This is a genomic window from Nonomuraea sp. NPDC050643 (assembly GCF_040654715.1).
In the GTDB taxonomy this organism is placed as follows: domain Bacteria; phylum Actinomycetota; class Actinomycetes; order Streptosporangiales; family Streptosporangiaceae; genus Nonomuraea.
On record NZ_JBFAIM010000007.1, the window covers coordinates 156,772 to 175,460 of the forward strand.

Sequence of the window (18,689 nt, forward strand, 5' to 3'; positions counted from 1 at the left end):
CGACCGGACGCCGAGTTTCCGGCTGGTCGGCCGGAGGCCGGGCAGCCGGTAGTCTAAGAGGGTTGCGCTCGTAACGCCTTCCGCTAGGGCGGGTAAGGGGGAGCGCTCGATCATCCGACTCATGCATCCCTAGGAGATGTCGTGTCTGAAGTACGTATCGCCGCCGAGCCGCGCACCGCTTTCGGCAAGGGCGCCGCTCGCAAGATCCGCCGCGCCGACAAGGTGCCCGCCGTCCTCTACGGCCACGGCATCGACCCCAAGCACCTCACCCTGCCCGGCCACGAGGTGCTGCTCGCGCTGCGCACCCCCAACGTGCTGATCCGCCTCAAGGGTGAGGGCGTCGACGAGCTCGCCCTGCCCAAGGGCGTGCAGCGTGACCCGATCAAGGGCTTCGTCGAGCACGTCGACCTGCTCCTGGTCAAGCGCGGCGAGAAGGTCACGGTCGAGATCCCGGTCACCACGGTCGGCGATGTCAACTCCGAGGGCCTGCTCGACCAGCAGCTCGTCTCCATCGGCGTGGAGGCCGAGGCCACCCACATCCCGACCGGCGTCGAGGTCGACGTCGAGGGCCTCGTGATCGGCACCGTGATCACCGCCGGCCAGCTCCAGCTCCCCAAGGGCGCCACGCTGACCGCCGACCCGGAGAGCGTCATCCTCCAGGTCATCAACAAGCCGATCGAGGCTCCCGCCGAGGGCGAGGAGGCCGCTGCGGGCGAGGCCGCCGAGGCCGCCGAGGGCGAGACCGCCGAGGCTTCCGCCGCCGAGTAAGCGACGGGTTCACTCGTGAACGGGGCGGCCGGACTCGAGCCGTCCCGTTCCGCTGTAGGGGGATCGCATGGACCGCTGGCTGATCGCCGGACTGGGCAACCCTGGGCCCGAATACGCGGGCAACAGGCACAACGCCGGCTTCATGGTGCTCGACGAGCTGGCCGCCAGGGCCGGTGGGCGATTCAAGGCGCACAAGAGCAGGGCCGAGGTGTGCGAGACGAGCACGGCCATCCTGGCCAAGCCCCTCACGTACATGAACCTCTCCGGCGGGCCCGTCAAGGGGCTCTCCGACTTCTACAAGATCGGCCCTGACCGGCTGATCGTCGTGCACGACGAGCTCGACGTGTCCTACGGCGCGCTGCGGGCCAAGCTGGGCGGCGGCGACAACGGCCACAACGGGCTCAAGTCGATCACCAAGGTCCTCGGCACCCGTGACTACCTCCGGGTCCGCTTCGGCATCGGGCGTCCGCCCGGCCGCATGGACCCCGCCTCCTTCGTGCTGAAGGACTTCGCCACCATGGAGCGCAAGGACCTGCCGTTCCTCGTCGACAAGGCGGCCGACGTGGTGGAGTCGCTGATGGCGCGCGGCCTGGAGGCGACTCAGAACGACTTTCACCGGTCCGATCTGAACATTTCCGGCCCTCCTCGCTGATCGCCGCATAGGGTCGTTCGCCGGTTCCCCGCCTCCAGCGCGGCTACGATCTGTGACTGTCCGTTCAGGAATGGTCACCTGGAGGCAACGCGTGCGCGGTGAGGGGCTCATGGCCGCCGTCAGGGTCGGTCATGGGGCTGGCTGGGGGGCCAGACCGCGCACGCCCTCATGGGTCCGCTCCTACCGGCTGCGGGCCGTGCTGGGCGACCTGTGCGGGGCCTGGCTCGGGGCCGGGGCGGCCTTCTTCGTCAGGTTCGGCGGGCTGACGCCCTACGTGCTCCCCTACCTGCTGGTCAGCCTGGCGCTGCCGGTGGTGTGGTGCTGCGCGGTGGCGCTCAACCGGGCCTACGAGCCGCGCATGCTGGGCGTCGGCTCCGAGGAGTTCCGCCGGGTCATGCAGGCGGGAGTGGCGCTGATCGCGGGCACCGCCATCGGCTCCTACGTGACCAAGACCGACGTCGCCCGCGGCTACGTGGTGCTGGCCCTGCCGCTGGTCACCCTCTTCACCCTGTTCTTCAGATACGCCCTGCGCCGCGCGCTCTATCGGCGCCGGGCCTCGGGCGCCTGCATGCGCAGGGTCGTCGCGGTCGGCCATCCGGCCTCGATCGCTGAGCTCGTACGCCTCTTCCGCAAGGAGCGCTACCACGGCATGGAGGTCGTGGCCGCCTGCCTGCCCGGTGGCGCGGCCGGAGCGTCCATCTCCGAGGTGCCGGTCGGCGGCGACCTCAGCGACGTGCCGATCGTGGTCGACCACTACCGGGCCGACACCGTGGCCGTGCTGGCCTGCCCCGAGATGGACGGCCAGGCTCTGCGCCGGCTGGCCTGGCGGCTCGAGCGCACCCACACCGAGCTGGTCGTCGCCCCCGCGCTGATGGACGTGGCCGGGCCGCGCACCACGATCAGACCGGCCGCCGGGCTGCCGCTCCTCCACGTGGAGCACCCCGAGCTGACCGGGGCCAGGCAGCTCGTCAAGAACGTCTTCGACCGGCTGGTGGCCGCCACGCTGGTGGTGCTGCTGGCGCCGATGCTGGCGGGGCTGGCCATGGCGGTGCGCGCGACGAGCCCGGGTCCCGCGCTCTTCAGGCAGACCCGGGTGGGCCGGGACGGCCGGGTGTTCACGATCATCAAGTTCCGCACCATGCGGCGCGGCTCCGAGCAGCAGAAGATCACTCTGGTCAGTGAGCGCGACGGCGTGCTGTTCAAGATCCGCAACGACCCGCGCGTCACGCCGCTCGGCACGCTCATGCGCCGCCACTCGCTGGACGAGCTGCCCCAGCTCATCAACGTGGTGCTCGGCCACATGTCGCTCGTCGGCCCCCGCCCGCCGCTGCCCGAGGAGGTGGCGCGCTACGGTGACGACGTGCGCAGACGACTCCTCGTACGCCCTGGGCTGACCGGGCTGTGGCAGGTCAGTGGCAGATCTGACCTATCGTGGGAGGAATCCGTACGTCTCGACCTGCGTTACGTGGAGAACTGGTCCCTCACTCTGGACCTCCAGATCCTGTGGAAGACTTGGTCGGCCGTCGCCCGCGGGCAAGGAGCTTATTGATGACGATTCGCGACGACCACGCCCTCGCCGGCGACCTGGCGACGGAGGCGGGCGAGCGACTGCTGGGGATCCGCGAGCGCACAGGGTTCGGCGACTCCGCCGCGCTCCGCGCCGAAGGAGACCGGGCGGCGCACCTTTTCCTCATGGAGTCGCTGGCGCGGCTGCGGCCGAGCGACAGCGTGCTGTCAGAGGAGGCCACCCGCGAGGAGCGCCTCGACCCGCGCAGGCTGAGTGCCGAGCGGGTGTGGATCGTCGACCCGCTCGACGGCACCCGGGAGTTCTCCGAGGAGGGGCGCCCCGACTGGGCCGTTCACGTGGCGCTGTGGGAGCGGGGGAAGCTGAGCGCGGGCGCCGTGGCGCTGCCCGCCCAGGGACGCACGCTGACGACCGCCGAGCCGCCGAAGCCGCCCTCCTACGACAGTGGCCGCTTCCGGATCGCCGTGAGCCGCACCAGGCCCCCTGAGTTCGTACGGAAGCTGGCCTACCTCGTCGGCGCCGACCTCGTGCCGATCGGCTCGGCCGGGGCCAAGATCTCGGCGGTGCTGACCGGCGAGGTGGAGGCGTACGTACACGCCGGTGGCCAGTACGAATGGGATTCCGCCGCGCCGGTCGCCGTAGCGCTGGCCGCCGGGGTCCACGCGAGCCGGATCGACGGCTCCGAGCTGACCTACAACCAAGCCGACCCGTCACTACCGGATATCCTGGTTTCCCTACCGGAGCTGGCGACATCCCTGCTCGCTGGCATCCGGGACCTGCACCGCTGAACCCGCCGGAGGAAGCTCCCATGCTCCAGCGCGACTACACGACGTCGCAGCTCGACGTGCTCGAAGCAGAAGCCATCCACATCATGCGTGAGGTGGCCGCCGAGTTCGAGCGTCCTTGTCTGCTCTTCTCCGGGGGTAAGGACTCGATCGTCATGCTCCGCATCGCGGAGAAGGCGTTCTGGCCCGCCCCGATCCCGTTCCCGCTCATGCACGTCGACACCGGGCACAACTTCGACGAGGTCATCGAGTTCCGCGACCGCCGCTCCGCCGAGCTGGGCGCGCGGCTGATCGTGGCCAGCGTGCAGGACTCCATCGACCAGGGCCGGGTCGTGGAGGAGACCGGGCGGCGCGCCTCGCGCAACCGCCTGCAGACCACCACGCTGCTCGACGCGATCGAGGAGCACGAGTTCGACTCCGTGTTCGGCGGCGCGCGGCGCGACGAGGAGAAGGCCAGGGCCAAGGAGCGGGTGTTCTCCTTCCGCGACGACTTCGGGCAGTGGGATCCGAAGAACCAGCGTCCCGAGCTGTGGAACCTCTACAACGCGCGCATCCGCAAGGGTGAGCACATCCGCGTCTTCCCGCTGTCCAACTGGACCGAGCTCGACGTCTGGGACTACATCAGGCGCGAGGGCATCGAGATCCCCTCCATCTACTTCTCCCACACCCGCAAGGTGTTCGAGCGCGACGGCATGCTGCTGCCCGACTCCGACGTCGTACGCCGCGGGGACGACGAGCCGCTGTTCGAGGCGGTGGTGCGCTACCGCACGGTGGGCGACATGACCTGCACGGGCGCCGTGCAGTCCGCGGCCGGCACGGTCGAGGAGATCATCGAGGAGATCGCGGCGACCCGGATCACCGAGCGCGGGGCCACCAGGGCCGACGACCGCGCCTCCGAGGCCGCCATGGAGGACCGTAAGCGAGAGGGCTACTTCTAAAATGGACATTCTTCGCTTTGCCACGGCGGGAAGCGTCGACGACGGCAAGTCCACCCTCATCGGACGGTTGCTCTTCGACTCCAAGGCGATCTTCGAGGACCAGCTCGAGGCGGTCGAGCGCACCTCGCGCGACCGGGGCACGGAATACACCGACCTGTCGCTGCTGACCGACGGCCTGCGGGCCGAGCGGGAGCAGGGGATCACGATCGACGTGGCGTACCGGTATTTCGCGACGCCGCGCCGCAAGTTCATCATCGCCGACACGCCCGGGCACATCCAGTACACCCGGAACATGGTCACCGGCGCCTCCACGGCCGATCTGGCGATCATCCTCATCGACGCCCGCAAGGGCGTGCTCGAGCAGTCGCGGCGGCACGCGTTCCTGACGACCCTGCTGCGCGTCCCGCACCTGGTGCTGGCCGTCAACAAGATGGACCTGGTCGGCTACTCCCAGGAGCGCTTCGAGGAGATCAGGGAGGAGTTCACGTCGTTCGCGTCCAAGCTGAACGTCTCCGACCTCACCTTCATCCCGATCTCCGCGCTCAACGGCGACAACGTGGTCTCGCGCTCGGAGAACATGCCCTGGTACCTCGGCACGTCGCTCCTGCACCACCTGGAGAACGTGCACATCGCCTCCGACCGCAACCTCACCGACGTGCGCTTCCCGGTCCAGTACGTGATCCGGCCCCAGCGGGCCACCGATCACGCCTTCCACGACTACCGCGGCTACGCGGGCCAGGTGGCGGGCGGCGTGCTGAAGCCGGGTGACGAGGTCGTGCACCTGCCGTCGGGCCTGAACACCCGCATCGCCTCGATCGACACGTTCGACGGGCCGGTGGAGGAGGCGTTCCCGCCCATGTCGGTGACGCTGCGCTTCGAGGACGACATCGACATCTCGCGGGGCGACATGATCGCCAGGCCCAACAACCAGCCGCAGGCGGCGCAGGAGCTGGAGGCGATGGTCTGCTGGATGGCCGACGGGCTCAAGCTGACGCCGCGCTCCAAGCTGATGATCAAGCACACCACCCGTACGGCCCGCGCCCTCGTACGCGATCTGCACTACCGGCTCGACGTCAACACCCTGCACCGCGACGAGGAGGCCACCTCGCTGAGCCTCAACGAGATCGGCCGGGTGTCGCTGCGGGTCACGCAGCCCATGTTCGTCGACGACTACGCGCGCAACAGGCTCACCGGCGGCTTCATCCTCGTGGACGAGTCCACGAACGGCACCGTCGGCGCCGGCATGATCATCGACGCGAGCTGAGGTAGATCTTTTAGCGTTCCGCTTACCGACTGATTACCCTCCGCGCTAGGGTCATCGCGTTCCGTGTTCGTCGCGACGCGAAGGCCCTCCCCTTGAACGATCGTGCGCCCACCCAGGTGATCTATCTGGGTGGCCTTGGCCGCAGCGGCACCACGCTGCTCGAGAGGCTCCTCGGCGAGCTTCCCGGCGTGGTGGCGCTCGGCGAGGTGGTGCACCTGTGGGAGCGGGGGATCCTCGCGGAGGAGCTCTGCGGCTGCGGGGTGGCCTTTCCCTCCTGCTCCTTCTGGCGGCAGGTGGGGGAGCGGGCGTTCGGCGGCTGGACGCGTGGCCTGGCCGAACGGGTTCTCGCGCTCCGGCAGCGGATCGACCGCACCCGCAGGATCGCCCGGATCGACCACCCTGACCTGGCCGAATACGCGCGGGCATACCGGCGGCTCTACGACGCGGCGGGCGCGCCGGTCGTGATCGACTCCAGCAAGCACGCGTCACTGGCCTGGTGCCTGGTGGCGAGCGGCATGGACGTACGCGTCGTCCACGTGGTCAGAGACCCTCGCGCGGTCGCCCACTCCTGGGCCAGGACCGTGCGGCGGCCCGAGGACGGGCGGCCCATGACCCGCTGGAGCCCCGCCCGCACGGCGATCCACTGGTCGGCCCAGAACGCCGCGCTGGAGATGCTCCCCGGGCGCGGGGCGCGGGTGACCAGGGTCCGCTACGAGGACCTGCTCGCCGCTCCCGGGGCCACCCTGACGTCGCTGCTGGCCCGGCTCGGGATGCCCGCGCCGGAGCTGCCGTTCCTGGAGGGCCGCACCGCCTGGCTCGGCCCCTCCCACACCGCCTCCGGCAACCCGATGCGCTTCCACGTGGGGCGGGTCGAGCTGCGACGGGACGACGCGTGGGTGTCGGGCCTGCCCGGCGGCGACCGGCGGGTGGTCAACGCCCTCACCTGGCCGCTCAGAGGCCGGTACGGCTACTCGGGGGTCGCCGCGTGAGCCGGCATCCCTCGGTCGGGGTCGTCATCCCCACGCGCGGCGACCGCCCGGCCCGGCTTCGCGAGGCCGTCGAGGCGGCGCTCGCCCAGGACTATCCGGGTGAGCTGTCCGTGGTCGTGGTGGTCGACGGGCCCGAGCGGGTGAGCGGCGTCGGCGTCAGGACGCTGCCCAACTCGCGCACCCCCGGCCTCCCCGGGGCGCGCAACACCGGGATCGCCGCCTGCGACACCGACCTGGTGGCCTTCTGCGACGACGACGACGTGTGGTTGCCCGGCAAGCTCGCCGCGCAGGTGCGGGCGCTGCGAGACGGAGGCGAGTTCGCGAGCTGCGGCATCGAGGTCGAGTACGGTCGCCGCCGCGTGACGCGCCTCGCCGGCACCTCCACCATCACCGTGAGCGATCTGGTCCGTTCGCGGATGGCGATGGTGCACTCGTCGACATTTCTGTTCGAACGCGGCGTGCTCTGGCTCGACGAGAGCGCGCCCGGAGGACAGAACGAAGACTGGGACCTGGCCCTGCGCGCCGCCAAGCGGCGATCGTTCGTCCACATCGATGAACCGCTTGTGCGGGTGCGATGGGCCGGGTCCCACTATGCCGCCCGGTGGGCGGACCGCATCGCCGGGCTCGACTGGATGCTCGCCCGGCACCCCGAACTGGCCGTGGACCCGTGCGGCGCGGCGCGGGTCTACGGTCAGCTTGCCTTCGGCCACGCCGCGCTGGGGCACCGGCGCGAGGCCGTCCGCTGGGCCGCCCGCGCCCTCGGCGCCCGGCCCGGCGAACCACGCGCCCCGATCGCGCTGGCGGTGGCGGCCGGTCTCGTCTCCGCGCCCAAGGTCATGGCCGCCCTCCACCGCCGAGGACACGGCATTTGACCCCGTCCCACCGCCCCACCGGTTCGCCCTGCGATTCGGTCGGGCGTTCCGGGGTTCGCGGGCGGTGGTCTCTGGTGGCGGGTGGGGGGTCGGGCGCTTCGGTGCGGCGGCTTCCGGCGGCCGCTGCGGGGCCGGAGGCCCGGAACGGGAAGGCGCGGGTTCAGGTGGGTGGGGTCGGGGTCGACGCGATGACCGAGGACGAGGTCGTCGAGTGGGTGGCGGCGGAGCTGGAGGCCGGACGGGGCGGGCGGATCGTCACCCCGAACGTCGACATCTGCCGCGCCGCCGGCACCGATCCGGCGCTCAAGGAGCTCGTGTGCTCGGCCGAGCTGGTCGTCACCGACGGCATGCCGCTGGTCTGGGCGGCCAGGCTGCTCGGCACGCCCGTGCCCGGCCGCGTGACCGGCGCCGACCTCATCTGGTCGCTCAGCGACCTCGCCGCCCGCCGTGGCTGGCCCGTCTATCTGCTCGGCGGGCCCCCGGGTGTGGCGCGCCGGGCCGCCGCCGAGCTGACCGGCCGCCATCCGGGACTGAAGGTGTGCGGCGTGCACGCGCCGCCCTACCACTTCGACGCCACGCCTGAAGGAAGCGATCGGGTGCGGCGCAAGGTGGTCGCCGCCCGGCCGCGGCTGGTCTTCGTCGGGCTCGGGTTCCCCCGCCAGGATCGGCTCATCGCCGACCTGCGGGCTGAGCTGCCGGGGGTGTGGTTCCTGGGCTGCGGGGCGGCGATCGCCTTCGCGGCGGGCACGGTGGCCAGGGCGCCGGAGTGGATGCGGCGGGCCGGGCTGGAGTGGGCGTTCCGGCTGGTCAGCGAGCCCGGCCGGCTGGCGCGCCGCTACCTGGTCGACGACCTGCCGTTCGCGGCGCGGCTGCTCGGCGGCTGCCTGGCCGCCCGCCTCAGGCCCAGGTGAGCGTGCGGACGTGGGCGTTCGGCCAGAACCTGAGGTCAGCCGCGTCAGCCTGAGGTCAGGGCGCGGACGCGGGCGGCGTCCTCGGGGCTGAGACCGCGGGCCGCGCCGGCCAGTGCCAGGCGGGAGTCCATCGGCCGGTACGCCGTGCGCGACAGCCCCGTCCAGGCGAAACCCGTGCCCGCCCCCGAGCCTCCCGTACAGGCTCTTGTGACGCGCCGGGCGGCGGCCGGTGTCCAGGGCAGGCCGGCGTGGGCGTACAGGCGTTGGAAGCCCGGGAGGGGGTCGGCGGCCAGCGACTCGTACGACGTGACGAGGATACCGGGGGTGCGGGCCAGGAGATCGCGGGCCGCCCGCCACAGCGCCGCCGCCTTGGCCACCCGGTCCTGGGAGCCGACGAGGGCGCGCAGTTCCAGCAGCTCGGGATGGTCGCGGACCAGCAGCGGCTGTTCGAGGAGCTCGTGGAAGTAGACCGTCCACCCCAGCCGCTGCCAACTGGCCACGAACGACACCGGATCCCGGACGAGAGCGATCACCTTGCACCCCAGCCGTTCGGCGAACCAGCCCGCGCTCAGCACCGCGAACGGGTCGTCGAGCAGCGCCCGGCGGCCGGCCAGGCGACCGAGGGTGAAGGCGGTGCCGTAGCGGAGCAGGCGGGCCAGGTCGTACGGGGAGCGGTTCGCGCGCAGCTCGGCCAGCCAGCGGTAGCGCAGGGCCACCGTGTCGCGGAAGGCGGGCAGCCAGTCGGCGGAGTTGTCGTCGCAGATGTACTGGAACCTGTGCGTCACCCGGGCGTCGAGCACCCCGGGGCAGTGGCCCGGCGGGTGCTGCGGGTTGAGCGGCTCGTTGACGTAGACCAGGTCGCCTCCGGCGGCGAGCATCTTGCCGGTCCAGCTCGTACCGCTGCGCGGCAGGCCCGTCACCAGGACCGGGGTCACGCGGCGGCCCAGCCGCGCACGCGCAGGGCGGCCAGGGTGTGGCGGCCGAAGGGGCGCAGGCCGTAGCGGCGGTGCAGTTGCCACAGGGGGAGCAGGTTCTTGACGAGCACGCCGCCCGACCAGCCCGCGACCGCTCCGAGCGCCCCGTGGGCCGGGATCAGCGCCAGGTCCAGCAGCACGGTGCACCCGATGGCGGCCACCAGGTTGAGCAGGCTCAGGCCGGTGTGCCCGGCGGCCGTCAGCACGACGTCCACCATGCCGCAGGCCGTCGCCACCATCATCGTCCCGGCCAGCACCAGCGCCACCGGCACCGCGGAGCCGTACGAGGGCCCGAACAGCCCCAGCACCCACGGGGCGGCGACGGCGTACGCGAGCCACACCGGCCACGTCAGCAGCACCAGCCACACCGTCGCGGCCTGGTACAGCTCGCGGGCCCGCCGGTGCTCACCGTCGGTGAGCGCCGCCACCAGCCGGGTCTGTACGGCCTGCGCCAGCCCCTGATTGGCGAGCTGCCCCACCACCTTGAACCGGGTCGCGGCCGTGTACACGGCGGCCTGCGCCGGCCCGCCGAGCACGGCCACGATCACGATGTCCACCCGCTGGAACACCGCCTGGATCGCCCCCGCGACCGACCGGGGCGCGGTGTGGCGCCACAGATCCCGCCCCATCCCCGGCAGGTACGGCGTCCGCGGCACCCGCCCCCGCAACCCCGTCACCGCCAGGACCACCACCGCCAGGTACGGCACCCCCCACGCCACGGGCAGCCACCCGGCCACCCCGGCCAGGGCCGCGGCGCCCACCAGGACGAGCTGGCAGGCGGGCACCAGCACCCCGTCGGCCAGCACCGTGGGCCGCAGGACCCCGAAACCGCGCGTGGCCGACAGCAGCACGTCGCCCGCCACCATGACCGGCACGACGAGGGCGAGCGCCCCGAGCCGGGGGTACAGCACCGCCGCGGCGGCTCCGGACACCAGCAGGCAGGGCACGAGCGCCGCCCGGATATATCCAGACATGCCGCGATACCCATACGTCTTCGCCCGCGCGATGAAGTAGATCAGCCCGTTCCCCGCGTCCAGCTTGGCGATCCCCGCCGCCATGAGCACCAGCGCGGTCGCGGTGAAGAAGGCCCCGGCCTCGGCGGCGGAGAACGCCCTGGTCACGACCACCACCACGACGAACTGCGCCAGCGCGCTGCACGCCGCCCCCGTGACCCCCGCGAGCCCCTTGCGGCCGATCACCGCCGCCACGACGGCTCACCGCCCAGCCACCGCGCCAGCCGCGCGTCGTACACCTCGAAGTGGTCGCGCAGCGCCCGCTCCAGCACCGGGGACACGCCGCGCGGCAGCGACCGGCCGTTGTAGCGCTCGAACACCGGGTAGCCCAGGTTCGGCACGCCCAGGAAGTCCAGCACGCGGTCGTAGACGGCCTCCGGCTCGGCGAAGAAGCGGTGGCTGTCGAGCACCAGGAGGCGTTCGCGGCCGATCAGCGGCTCCAGCCGGTCGAGCTGCTCGGCGTAGCGCCCGCGCGCCAGATAGGCGTGGTGGCGGTGCGAGTGGTGCAGGGAGAAGGGTTCGTCGCGCAGCAGGTCCTCGGCGCCGGCCAGGCGGGGGGCCTCCAGCTCCAGGGCGTGCTCGAAGCAGGCCTCGGTCTCGTAGCCCCTGGCCAGCTCGTGGGCGTGCGCGGAGCGGGCACGGGCCACGGGGTCGCGGACGAGGACGATGAGCTTGACCCCCGGCAGGTCGGCCGCGATGCGCTCACCGGCCAGCGGGTGGAACAGGTAGTAGGGGGACGACTCGAACGCCAGGGCGCGGGAGCCGTACCGGTGGGCGAGCAGCGCCGCGCCCACCCGCAGCGGGAAGTGGGCCTGATACCAGGCCGGGCCTCGCCCGTAGGCGACGTCGAAATAGTGCACGCCCTTGTGCAGCACCGGTTTGAGCAGCAGCGGATGCTGGGCCAGCGCCCGGTAGAGCGAGGTGGTGCCGCAGCGCTGACCCCCGGTGATGAGGAACGACGGCAGCACCCGCGCCCCGGACGTGAACCTTCCGGTGGCCCGCGACAGGGAGAGCACCGATCGTTTCATGGTCCTCATGTCAGCAGCTCCTCGTGGTCGACGACCGGGCTGAGCCAGGACTCCGGCGGGCCCAGCGGCGCGTGGCCGTCGGCGGCGTGCCGGTCGGCCAGCGCGATGAGGTAGCGCAGCGCGGTCTGCCTGGCCGCCGCCGCCGACAGCCCGAGGGGGGCGAGAGTCCGTACGGACCGGGCCACGCACGCCCGCGCGGCGACCCGGGGCTCCATGCGGCGCAGCGCCCGCTGGAAGAAGTGGTGCACGGCGTCGAAGCCGTAGGGGACGCCGACCTCGTAGCGCTCCCAGTCCCACACGAGCAGCCGGCCGTCGCGGGAGGGGCAGATGTTCCACGGGGCGAAATCTCCGTGCCAGGCCGGACGGGGGCCGCCGGTGCCGGCGATCTCCCTGACGGCCGCCAGCAGCAGGGGGCGGGGCACGCGACGACGGCGGCGTACCGGCAGGGGGGACAGCGCCAGCACCGACAGCCCCCGCCAGTCGCCGTGGTGCAGCACGGCGGGCGCGGCGACCGTGTCCAGGGACAGGCCGGCCAGCCTGCGCAGGGCCGCCGCCTCGGCGGTGATCAGCGCGCGCGCCCGCGCGCTGTCGCCGATCTTCACGAACGCCAGCCGCCGCCCGCCCGAGCGCGCCTCCAGGATGGGCTTGCGGTTGGCCCGCAGCGCGGGCCGCACGTGCAGGACGGTCTCGACCGGCCGGTGGAAGACCTCGCTGAGGTGTGCCGCGATGGAGCCCTCGACGGGCACCACGACCTCGGCCCCCACGTGCCACCAGCGGCGCGGCGCCAGCCTGCGGGGCACGGCGGCGTGCGGCAGCACGGTGTACGCCCGCGGCGACCCCGAGCCCGGATACAGCAGCCGCACGGTCTCCGCGAGATAGCCAAGGCGGACCGCGGCGTCGTTCATACGCCCTCCTTCGGTCGCTCGCTCGCCCGGCTGTTCCGCCACAGGAGGGCGAACGAGATGAGGTAGAGGCTGAGGGGCGTGACCAGGCCGTCGTAGACGAACATGTAGAGCAGCACCAGCCCCATCACGAGCACCCCGGCCAGCCCGACGGGGCTGCGGTCGGGCCAGTGGCGGCGGATCGCGCCCGCGAAGAACGCCACGTAGAGCGCCGCCCCCGTGAAGCCCTGCGTGATGATCAGCAGCCAGAGCTGCCCGTCGCTGCCCAGCGGCGGATGCCCGCAGCCGCCGCACCACTCGGTCTTGCCCGTGGTGATCGTGCGGTGGTTGCCCATGGCGTTGCGGGTGTTGCCGAAGCCGATGACCGGCGAGTGGCCGGCGGCGGCGAGGGTGGCCGTGACCGTGAAGGCCCGGATGTCGTTGGAGTGGGGTTTGTCCAGCCGCTGCGCGAACAGGGCGGCCAGCGGGCTGAGCGCGAACGCCAGCGCCGCCGCCACGACCGCGCCGCAGAGCGCCACCCGGGTGCGCCCGCCCACCCGCACGATCAGGTAGAGCACGCCCAGGCCGAGCCCGATCCACAGGCCCCGGTTGAGCGAGTAGACGATGGGGATGGCGGCCAGGGCGACCACCACGGCCACGAAGACCCGGTGCCGCGTCGCGCCGTACACCCACCAGCCGACCACGAACCAGACCAGCAGCACCGACGCGTTGCTGCCCCAGGCGTTCGCCCACTCGTACGGCGCCTCGGGCCTGGGCATGGCGAAGCCGAGCACCTTCTGCGTCTGGGCGGCGGTGGGGTGGATGAGGTTCTGCACGAACGAGTTCCCGCTGATCCACTCGGGCAGCAGCAGCTCGACCGGCGAGGTGAAGGCGAAGTCGGGGAACAGGACGCCCAGCAGCCCGCCCGCGACCGTGGTGACGAACAGCACGCCGAGCATCCGGACCAGGCGCAGTTGCGGCAGCTCGCGCTCGGTCAGGTTGCCCAGGTAGAGGACCATGACGAGGATGGCGGTGTAGAGGGCCAGGCGCATGACGTAGCCGATCACCCGGCCGGGGCCGAACCCGCCGTACGTGCCGGGCGGCGATTCCGCCAGCATCAGCGCGCTCACCAGATAGCCGGCCAGCAGCAGCAGCCAGAGCCCGAACCCGCGGGGCACCTTGATCGGCCGGCGCCGCCACAGCAGCACGGCCATGGGCACGGCCAGCACGATCACCGACAGCCCGCCGAAGCCCAGCGCCCACCAGACCGGATAGCCGACCAGCAGCGCCCCGATGGGCCACGCGGGCCCCCTCACGTCGGCGTGCCCGGCCGCCGCGGCTGGTGGAGCGCCTGCATGGGCGTGGTCTCGGCGGACACGCTCACCTCCAGCTCGCCGGTCGCGACGAGCTTGCCGAGCGAGGTGTGGGGGGCGCGCGGCTCCAGCAGGGGCACGAACGAGGGCACCGCGTCGGTCGCCGTCACCACGCCCACGATCGGCACGTCGTGCCGGCCGAGCTGCTGGACGGCGGCCACGACCTGGATGGAGGTGACCCGGCCCAGCCCCACGAGCAGCAGGGCGGCGTCGGCCCTGGCCAGGTCGCGTACGTCGGAGCCGTCGAGCACGATCAGCGGCGCGCTGACGGCGAGCGGTTCGGCCAGCGTGGAGGCGTAGAGGTCGGCGGGCAGCGCCTTGACCAGCAGGCGCTTGCCCGGGCAGGCCGCGACCACGGCGCAGGCCAGGTCGTGCAGCACGCCGTGCTCGCGCGTGCCGGACAGGTCGCTGAGCACGGGCAGCCCGGTCAGCCGCTCGACGTCGGCGGCCGTGCGGAGCCGGGTGTCGAACCGGTCGCGGGCGTAGGCGGCGGCCGAGCCCGCCAGCAGCCCGGCCATCAGCCCGGTGCCGAGGTAGAGCCGCAGGCTGGGGGAGCTGGGCCCATCGGGGGGCGCGGCCTGGCTGATGACCGAGCCGGGGGTCACCGCGACGGTGCGGAGGGCGTCGTACTTGAGCGCGAGACTGGCCGCCTGCCGGTTGAGCACGCTCTGCCGCTGGGTCGCGATCGCGTGCTCGGGTGTGCCTCTGCGCAGGCGGTCGAGCTCCTTGATCACCACATCGATCCCGGCGTTGACCTGCTTGAGCTTGCTGAGCACGGCCTGCTGCTGCTCGGCCATCGCGGTCAGCGCGCTCTCACGGCGGTTGGCGAGGTAGGCCTCCGCGTAGGCCCGCGACCGGATGGCCGCGGCGTCGGGGTCGGCGGTCGTCACGGAGATCCACAGCACCGACGAGTTGGGCGGCACGGAGACCTCGGCCGGCTCCAGCGCCTCGCCCCCGAGGGCCCTGGCCGCCCGCGCCGCGACCACGGCCGACTGCGCGACCTGGGCTTCGGTGTCGAGGTTGAGCGGCTCACGCTGGCGGCTGGTCACCTGGTTGCCCGGCTCCTGCGGACCGGCCGGCATGACCAGCACCTGCGTGGTCGCCGTGTAGGAGGGCGGGGTGAGCCGCATCAGCGCGAGCCCCGCGGTGCCGCCGAACACGAGGCAGCCCACCAGGAGCAGCCACCGCCTGCGTAGCAGCGAGAGGTGCTCGTCCAGGTCGGTGCCGGAGCTCATGGGGGAGGATCTCCTGGAGTGTGTGCGTCCCGTGTCAGGTCGACGACGCTGCGTCACTGGTCGAGGTGTGCGCCCACTATAGGACGGACGGTCACCACCCAGGTTGAATACCCAAGATTTTCTCCGCAAAGGCCACGAAGAAAAAACTCTATAAAGCGAAATATCGGAAAATTCCGACGGTATCTTCACCGCCACGAACTGGGGAGACTCCCACACTGGCTGAAGTTCCAGGAATGACATGGCAAGGTTCAGGGGTGACAGGCGGGGGTCGTTCGACGAGGGGGTTGAAAGGCTTTGCAGCGACGGGGCATTTCTCATAAAACAACGCACACCGCATTCACCGGAGCCATCCTTGCCCTGGTCGCGGTGCTGTCCGCCTGCTCCGGCGCGGAGGGCTCCCCCCGGCCACCGGCCGCCGCGGGCCCGCCGGTGAAGGAGATGGCGGCCTCACCCGCCTGTACGGCCACCGCCAGGCTCATCCCGTCCTGCGGCGCCTGGTGGGGCATGGCGCCCGAGGTCTTCACCGGCGCCCCGGTGGAGCAGGCGCTGCACGGCGCGGAGTCCCGCATGGGCGCCGCCGCCGACGTGCTGCACGTCTACCACCGGGGCAGCGAGCTGTTCCCCACCGACGCGGAGGTCCGGCTGGCCCGCGACCCGGCCAGGCCGCGGCTGCTCATGATCAATTGGAAGCCGTCGTTCGACCACACGTGGGAGGAGATCGCCGACGGGGCCCTCGACAAGAGGATCGACCGCCTGGCCGGCTACCTCAGGCGCACCTTCCCCGAGCGGTTCTTCCTCACCCTGCACCACGAGCCCGAGAACGACGTGGACGCCGACTCGGGGTCGGGCATGCGGGCCACGGACTACGCGGCCATGTTCCGGCACGTGGTGCTGCGGCTGCGGGCCGAGGGGGTGAAGAACGCGGTCATGGTGATGACGTACATGGGGGCGCCGAACTGGGCGGCCATGCCGTGGTTCGAGGATCTCTACCCGGGTGACGACGTGGTGGACTGGGTGGCCATGGACCCGTACGCGGACGACCGGGTGCACGACTTCGACGGGCTGGTGAACAAGGTCCGCAAGGAATATCCCGACTGGCCGGGGTTCTACCGGTGGATGCAGGCGCGCTTCCCCGGCAAACCGGTCATGGTGGCCGAGTGGGGGGTGTTCGAGAGACCGCGCGACCGGGCGTTCAAACGGAAGTTCTTCGAGTCGGTGCTGAGACAGATCAAGCGGTATCCGCAGATCAAGGCCCTGCTCTACTTCGACTCGCCGCAGGCGCCGCGCGGTGACACCAGCTTCGACTCCGACTCCGGGTCCGGCAGGGCGTTCAGCGCGCTGGCTCGAGATCCGTATTTTCGCGCGACTCCCGTGCCGCGGCCCTGACCTTGATCCTCCAGCCGGCCACGGTGACGACGACGGCCGCCGCGAGCGCCCAGAGGGTGAGCGTGTTGCTCGCGTCGAGGAGCTTGAGCGCGGAGGCGAGCAGGACGATGGCCAGCATGGCCCTGATCAGGCCGCCGGGGGCCCGCGAGGAGATCCTGGCGCCCAGGTAGACGCCCGGGATCGAGCCGATGAGCAGCGACAGCGTGAGGTCCATCTGGAAGTCGCCGAACATCAGGTGGCCGAGCGCGGCGGAGGCGACCAGCGGCACGGCCTGGACGAGGTCCGTGCCGACGAGCTGGTTGGCCTTGAGCGCCGGATAGAGGGCCAGCAGGGCCACGATGATCAGCGAGCCCGACCCCACCGACGAGACGCCGACGATCAAGCCACCTACCATACCGACCAGTAGGGTCGGAATAGGGCGCACGACGATCTCATGGGTGCTCGACGACCCGCCCCGCCCGCCGAGCCAGCTCTTGAACGCCATGCCGGCGACGGCCAGCAGCAGCGCGACCCCGAGGGCGTATTTCACCGCGTCGGTCACCGCGAACGCCCGCGCCAGGAACACCCCGCAGAACGCGGTCGGCACCGAGCCCGCGCACAGCCAGCCGACCAGACGCAGGTTGACGGTGCCGCGGCGCAGGTGCACGACGCTGCCGACCGGCTTCATCACGGCCGAGGCCACCAGATCGCTGGAGACCGCGGCCAGCGGCGGCACGTTGAAGAACAGCATCATCATCGGCGTCATGAGGGCCCCGCCGCCCATGCCGGTCAGCCCGACCACGATGGCGACGAGGAAGGAACCGCCGACCAGCCCCGCGTCGATCAACGGACCCATCCGGCGCTCTTCAGGGTGTCGAGCACCCGGGAGACGGCCGCCTCGATCGAGAGGTGCGTGGTGTCGATCACCAGGTCGGCGTCGTCGGGCTCCTCGTAGGGGTCGGAGATGCCGGTGAACTCGGGAATGAGGCCGGCGCGGGCCTTGGCGTACAGGCCCTTGCGGTCGCGACGCTCGCACTCTTCCAGCGGCGTGGCGACGTGCACGAGCAGGAAGTCGGCCCCGACGGACTCGACCATCTCGCGCACCTCCTCGCGGGTGGCCGCGTAGGGGGCGATGGGCGCGCAGATGGCCAGGCCGCCGTGGCGGGCGGACTCGGCGGCGACGAAGCCGATGCGGCGGATGTTGAGGTCGCGGTCGGCCTTGGAGAAGGTCAGGCCCTTGGAGAGCAGGTGGCGTACGACGTCGCCGTCGAGGTAGGTCACCGTGCGGGTGCCCACCTCCAGCAGGGCGTCGCGCAGGCCGCGGGCGATCGTGGACTTGCCCGAGCCGGACAGGCCGGTGAAGAAGACCACCAGGCCGCGCCGGTGCGGCGGGCCGGGGATGCGCACGGGCTCGGGGCCGGCCAGGTGCTCGGTGGCGCCGTAGGCGGTGGCCACGTGCTCGCGCAGCTCCAGGTCGATCTCGGGCTCGTCGCGCGGGGCCAGGGGCACCGGGACGACCAGCGTTCCCTCGGGGAGCTTCTCCTTGGCGCGCAGCGCGGCGCGGACCACGGCGGGGCCGGCTTCGCCGTAGGCGAGGGGGAGCAGCAGGATCACCGCGTCGAGCTCCTTGGCGGTGGCGACGATCTCGGAGAGGTCGTCGAGGGGGCCGCGCATGGTGACGGCGAGCGCCGCGCGCCCGTCGAGCTCGGCCTCCACCTGGGCCGGGGTGCGCCGCAGCCGCGCGAACGGCCCGTGCTCCGGCGTGCCGAGCCCCTTGACCGGCCCCGCGGTCAGGCCGTCGGGCTCGTGGGCGGTCACGGTGAGGGTGGCCAGCGGCAGGCCCTCCGGGTCGAGCAGCGTGACCTCGTCGCCCGGGGAGACGTCGGCGGGCAGGCGCAGGGTGACGGGAGCCGGCCACGGAGCGCCGTCGGCGAGCGTGCCGCGCTCGTGCACCGCGTGCAGGTCGTCGTGCCCGAGGAACCCGGTCAGCGGCTGGAACGCGCCGGAGAGCAGCAGCTCGAGATCGGCCAGTTCGTGCTGCTCAGGGGTCCACTCCACGTTTCCTACATCCCAACTATTCCGATTGAATTGGTAGGAAAGGATTTTAGCGACTGGA

18 protein-coding genes are annotated in these 18,689 nt (G+C 72.0%); 10 read left to right on the forward strand and 8 right to left on the reverse strand.

Going from position 1 to position 18,689, the window contains the following annotated elements; genetic code table 11:
* The first annotated feature begins 141 nt into the window (after window positions 1-141).
* From AB0I15_RS11500 to AB0I15_RS11540, 9 genes are all read left to right on the forward strand, one after another.
* Entirely contained in the window at window positions 142-768 is a 627-nt protein-coding gene (locus AB0I15_RS11500; protein WP_358093246.1) for a 50S ribosomal protein L25/general stress protein Ctc, read from the forward strand.
* Window positions 769-835: 67 nt separating this feature from the next.
* Window positions 836-1,420 carry an aminoacyl-tRNA hydrolase gene (pth, locus tag AB0I15_RS11505; RefSeq protein WP_358093249.1) on the forward strand — a complete coding sequence of 195 codons (585 nt, stop codon included), beginning with the start codon at window positions 836-838 and terminating at the stop codon, window positions 1,418-1,420.
* A gap of 109 nt (window positions 1,421-1,529) precedes the next feature.
* The gene (locus tag AB0I15_RS11510) at window positions 1,530-2,969 is read left to right on the forward strand and encodes a sugar transferase (RefSeq protein WP_358093656.1); all 1,440 of its coding nucleotides are present in this window, start codon (window positions 1,530-1,532) and stop codon (window positions 2,967-2,969) included.
* Window positions 2,969-3,733, forward strand: coding sequence for a 3'(2'),5'-bisphosphate nucleotidase CysQ (locus AB0I15_RS11515; protein ID WP_358093252.1), 765 nt, complete (start codon window positions 2,969-2,971; stop codon window positions 3,731-3,733). The genes AB0I15_RS11510 and AB0I15_RS11515 overlap by 1 nt, the downstream gene beginning before the upstream one ends.
* A gap of 20 nt (window positions 3,734-3,753) precedes the next feature.
* On the forward strand, window positions 3,754-4,668 hold the full coding sequence (gene cysD, locus AB0I15_RS11520; RefSeq protein WP_358093255.1) for a sulfate adenylyltransferase subunit CysD: 915 nt from the start codon (window positions 3,754-3,756) through the stop codon (window positions 4,666-4,668).
* 1 nt (window position 4,669) lies between these two features.
* Entirely contained in the window at window positions 4,670-5,932 is a 1,263-nt protein-coding gene (gene cysN / locus AB0I15_RS11525; RefSeq protein ID WP_358093258.1) for a sulfate adenylyltransferase subunit CysN, read from the forward strand.
* A 92-nt stretch (window positions 5,933-6,024) separates the two neighbouring features.
* A complete protein-coding gene (locus tag AB0I15_RS11530) occupies window positions 6,025-6,921 on the forward strand; it encodes a sulfotransferase (protein WP_358093261.1) in 897 nt (298 codons plus the stop codon).
* On the forward strand, window positions 6,918-7,793 hold the full coding sequence (locus AB0I15_RS11535) for a glycosyltransferase (RefSeq protein ID WP_358093264.1): 876 nt from the start codon (window positions 6,918-6,920) through the stop codon (window positions 7,791-7,793). Before AB0I15_RS11530 ends, AB0I15_RS11535 begins: the two co-directional genes overlap by 4 nt.
* A gap of 188 nt (window positions 7,794-7,981) precedes the next feature.
* Entirely contained in the window at window positions 7,982-8,704 is a 723-nt protein-coding gene (locus AB0I15_RS11540) for a WecB/TagA/CpsF family glycosyltransferase (protein WP_358093267.1), read from the forward strand.
* 44 nt (window positions 8,705-8,748) lie between these two features.
* On the opposite strand, the gene AB0I15_RS11545 is transcribed toward AB0I15_RS11540, so the two are convergent.
* The 6 genes from AB0I15_RS11545 to AB0I15_RS11570 are packed head-to-tail and all read right to left on the reverse strand — an operon-like array spanning window position 8,749 to window position 15,208.
* A complete protein-coding gene (locus AB0I15_RS11545; RefSeq protein WP_358093270.1) occupies window positions 8,749-9,639 on the reverse strand; it encodes a sulfotransferase in 891 nt (296 codons plus the stop codon).
* Window positions 9,636-10,886 (reverse strand): lipopolysaccharide biosynthesis protein, encoded by a 1,251-nt coding sequence (locus AB0I15_RS11550; RefSeq protein WP_358093272.1) that lies wholly within the window; start codon window positions 10,884-10,886, stop codon window positions 9,636-9,638. Before AB0I15_RS11550 ends, AB0I15_RS11545 begins: the two co-directional genes overlap by 4 nt.
* Window positions 10,874-11,728 (reverse strand): sulfotransferase, encoded by an 855-nt coding sequence (locus AB0I15_RS11555; RefSeq protein ID WP_358093275.1) that lies wholly within the window; start codon window positions 11,726-11,728, stop codon window positions 10,874-10,876. Before AB0I15_RS11555 ends, AB0I15_RS11550 begins: the two co-directional genes overlap by 13 nt.
* Window positions 11,725-12,624, reverse strand: coding sequence for a hypothetical protein (locus AB0I15_RS11560; RefSeq protein ID WP_358093278.1), 900 nt, complete (start codon window positions 12,622-12,624; stop codon window positions 11,725-11,727). The genes AB0I15_RS11555 and AB0I15_RS11560 overlap by 4 nt, the downstream gene beginning before the upstream one ends.
* Window positions 12,621-13,916 carry a hypothetical protein gene (locus AB0I15_RS11565; RefSeq protein ID WP_358093281.1) on the reverse strand — a complete coding sequence of 432 codons (1,296 nt, stop codon included), beginning with the start codon at window positions 13,914-13,916 and terminating at the stop codon, window positions 12,621-12,623. The genes AB0I15_RS11560 and AB0I15_RS11565 overlap by 4 nt, the downstream gene beginning before the upstream one ends.
* On the reverse strand, window positions 13,913-15,208 hold the full coding sequence (locus AB0I15_RS11570; protein ID WP_358093283.1) for a Wzz/FepE/Etk N-terminal domain-containing protein: 1,296 nt from the start codon (window positions 15,206-15,208) through the stop codon (window positions 13,913-13,915). Before AB0I15_RS11570 ends, AB0I15_RS11565 begins: the two co-directional genes overlap by 4 nt.
* A gap of 366 nt (window positions 15,209-15,574) precedes the next feature.
* Here AB0I15_RS11570 and AB0I15_RS11575 point away from each other — a divergent pair, with 366 nt between their 5' ends.
* Window positions 15,575-16,594: a hypothetical protein gene (locus AB0I15_RS11575; protein ID WP_358093286.1), complete on the forward strand. Its 1,020-nt coding sequence runs from the start codon at window positions 15,575-15,577 to the stop codon at window positions 16,592-16,594.
* Here AB0I15_RS11575 and AB0I15_RS11580 read toward each other — a convergent pair.
* Both AB0I15_RS11580 and cysC read right to left on the reverse strand, forming a co-directional pair.
* A complete protein-coding gene (locus AB0I15_RS11580; protein ID WP_358093289.1) occupies window positions 16,539-17,429 on the reverse strand; it encodes a sulfite exporter TauE/SafE family protein in 891 nt (296 codons plus the stop codon). The genes AB0I15_RS11575 and AB0I15_RS11580 overlap by 56 nt on opposite strands.
* Window positions 17,417-18,631 carry an adenylyl-sulfate kinase gene (gene cysC, locus AB0I15_RS11585; RefSeq protein WP_358093291.1) on the reverse strand — a complete coding sequence of 405 codons (1,215 nt, stop codon included), beginning with the start codon at window positions 18,629-18,631 and terminating at the stop codon, window positions 17,417-17,419. The genes AB0I15_RS11580 and cysC overlap by 13 nt, the downstream gene beginning before the upstream one ends.
* Window positions 18,632-18,689: the final 58 nt, after the last annotated feature.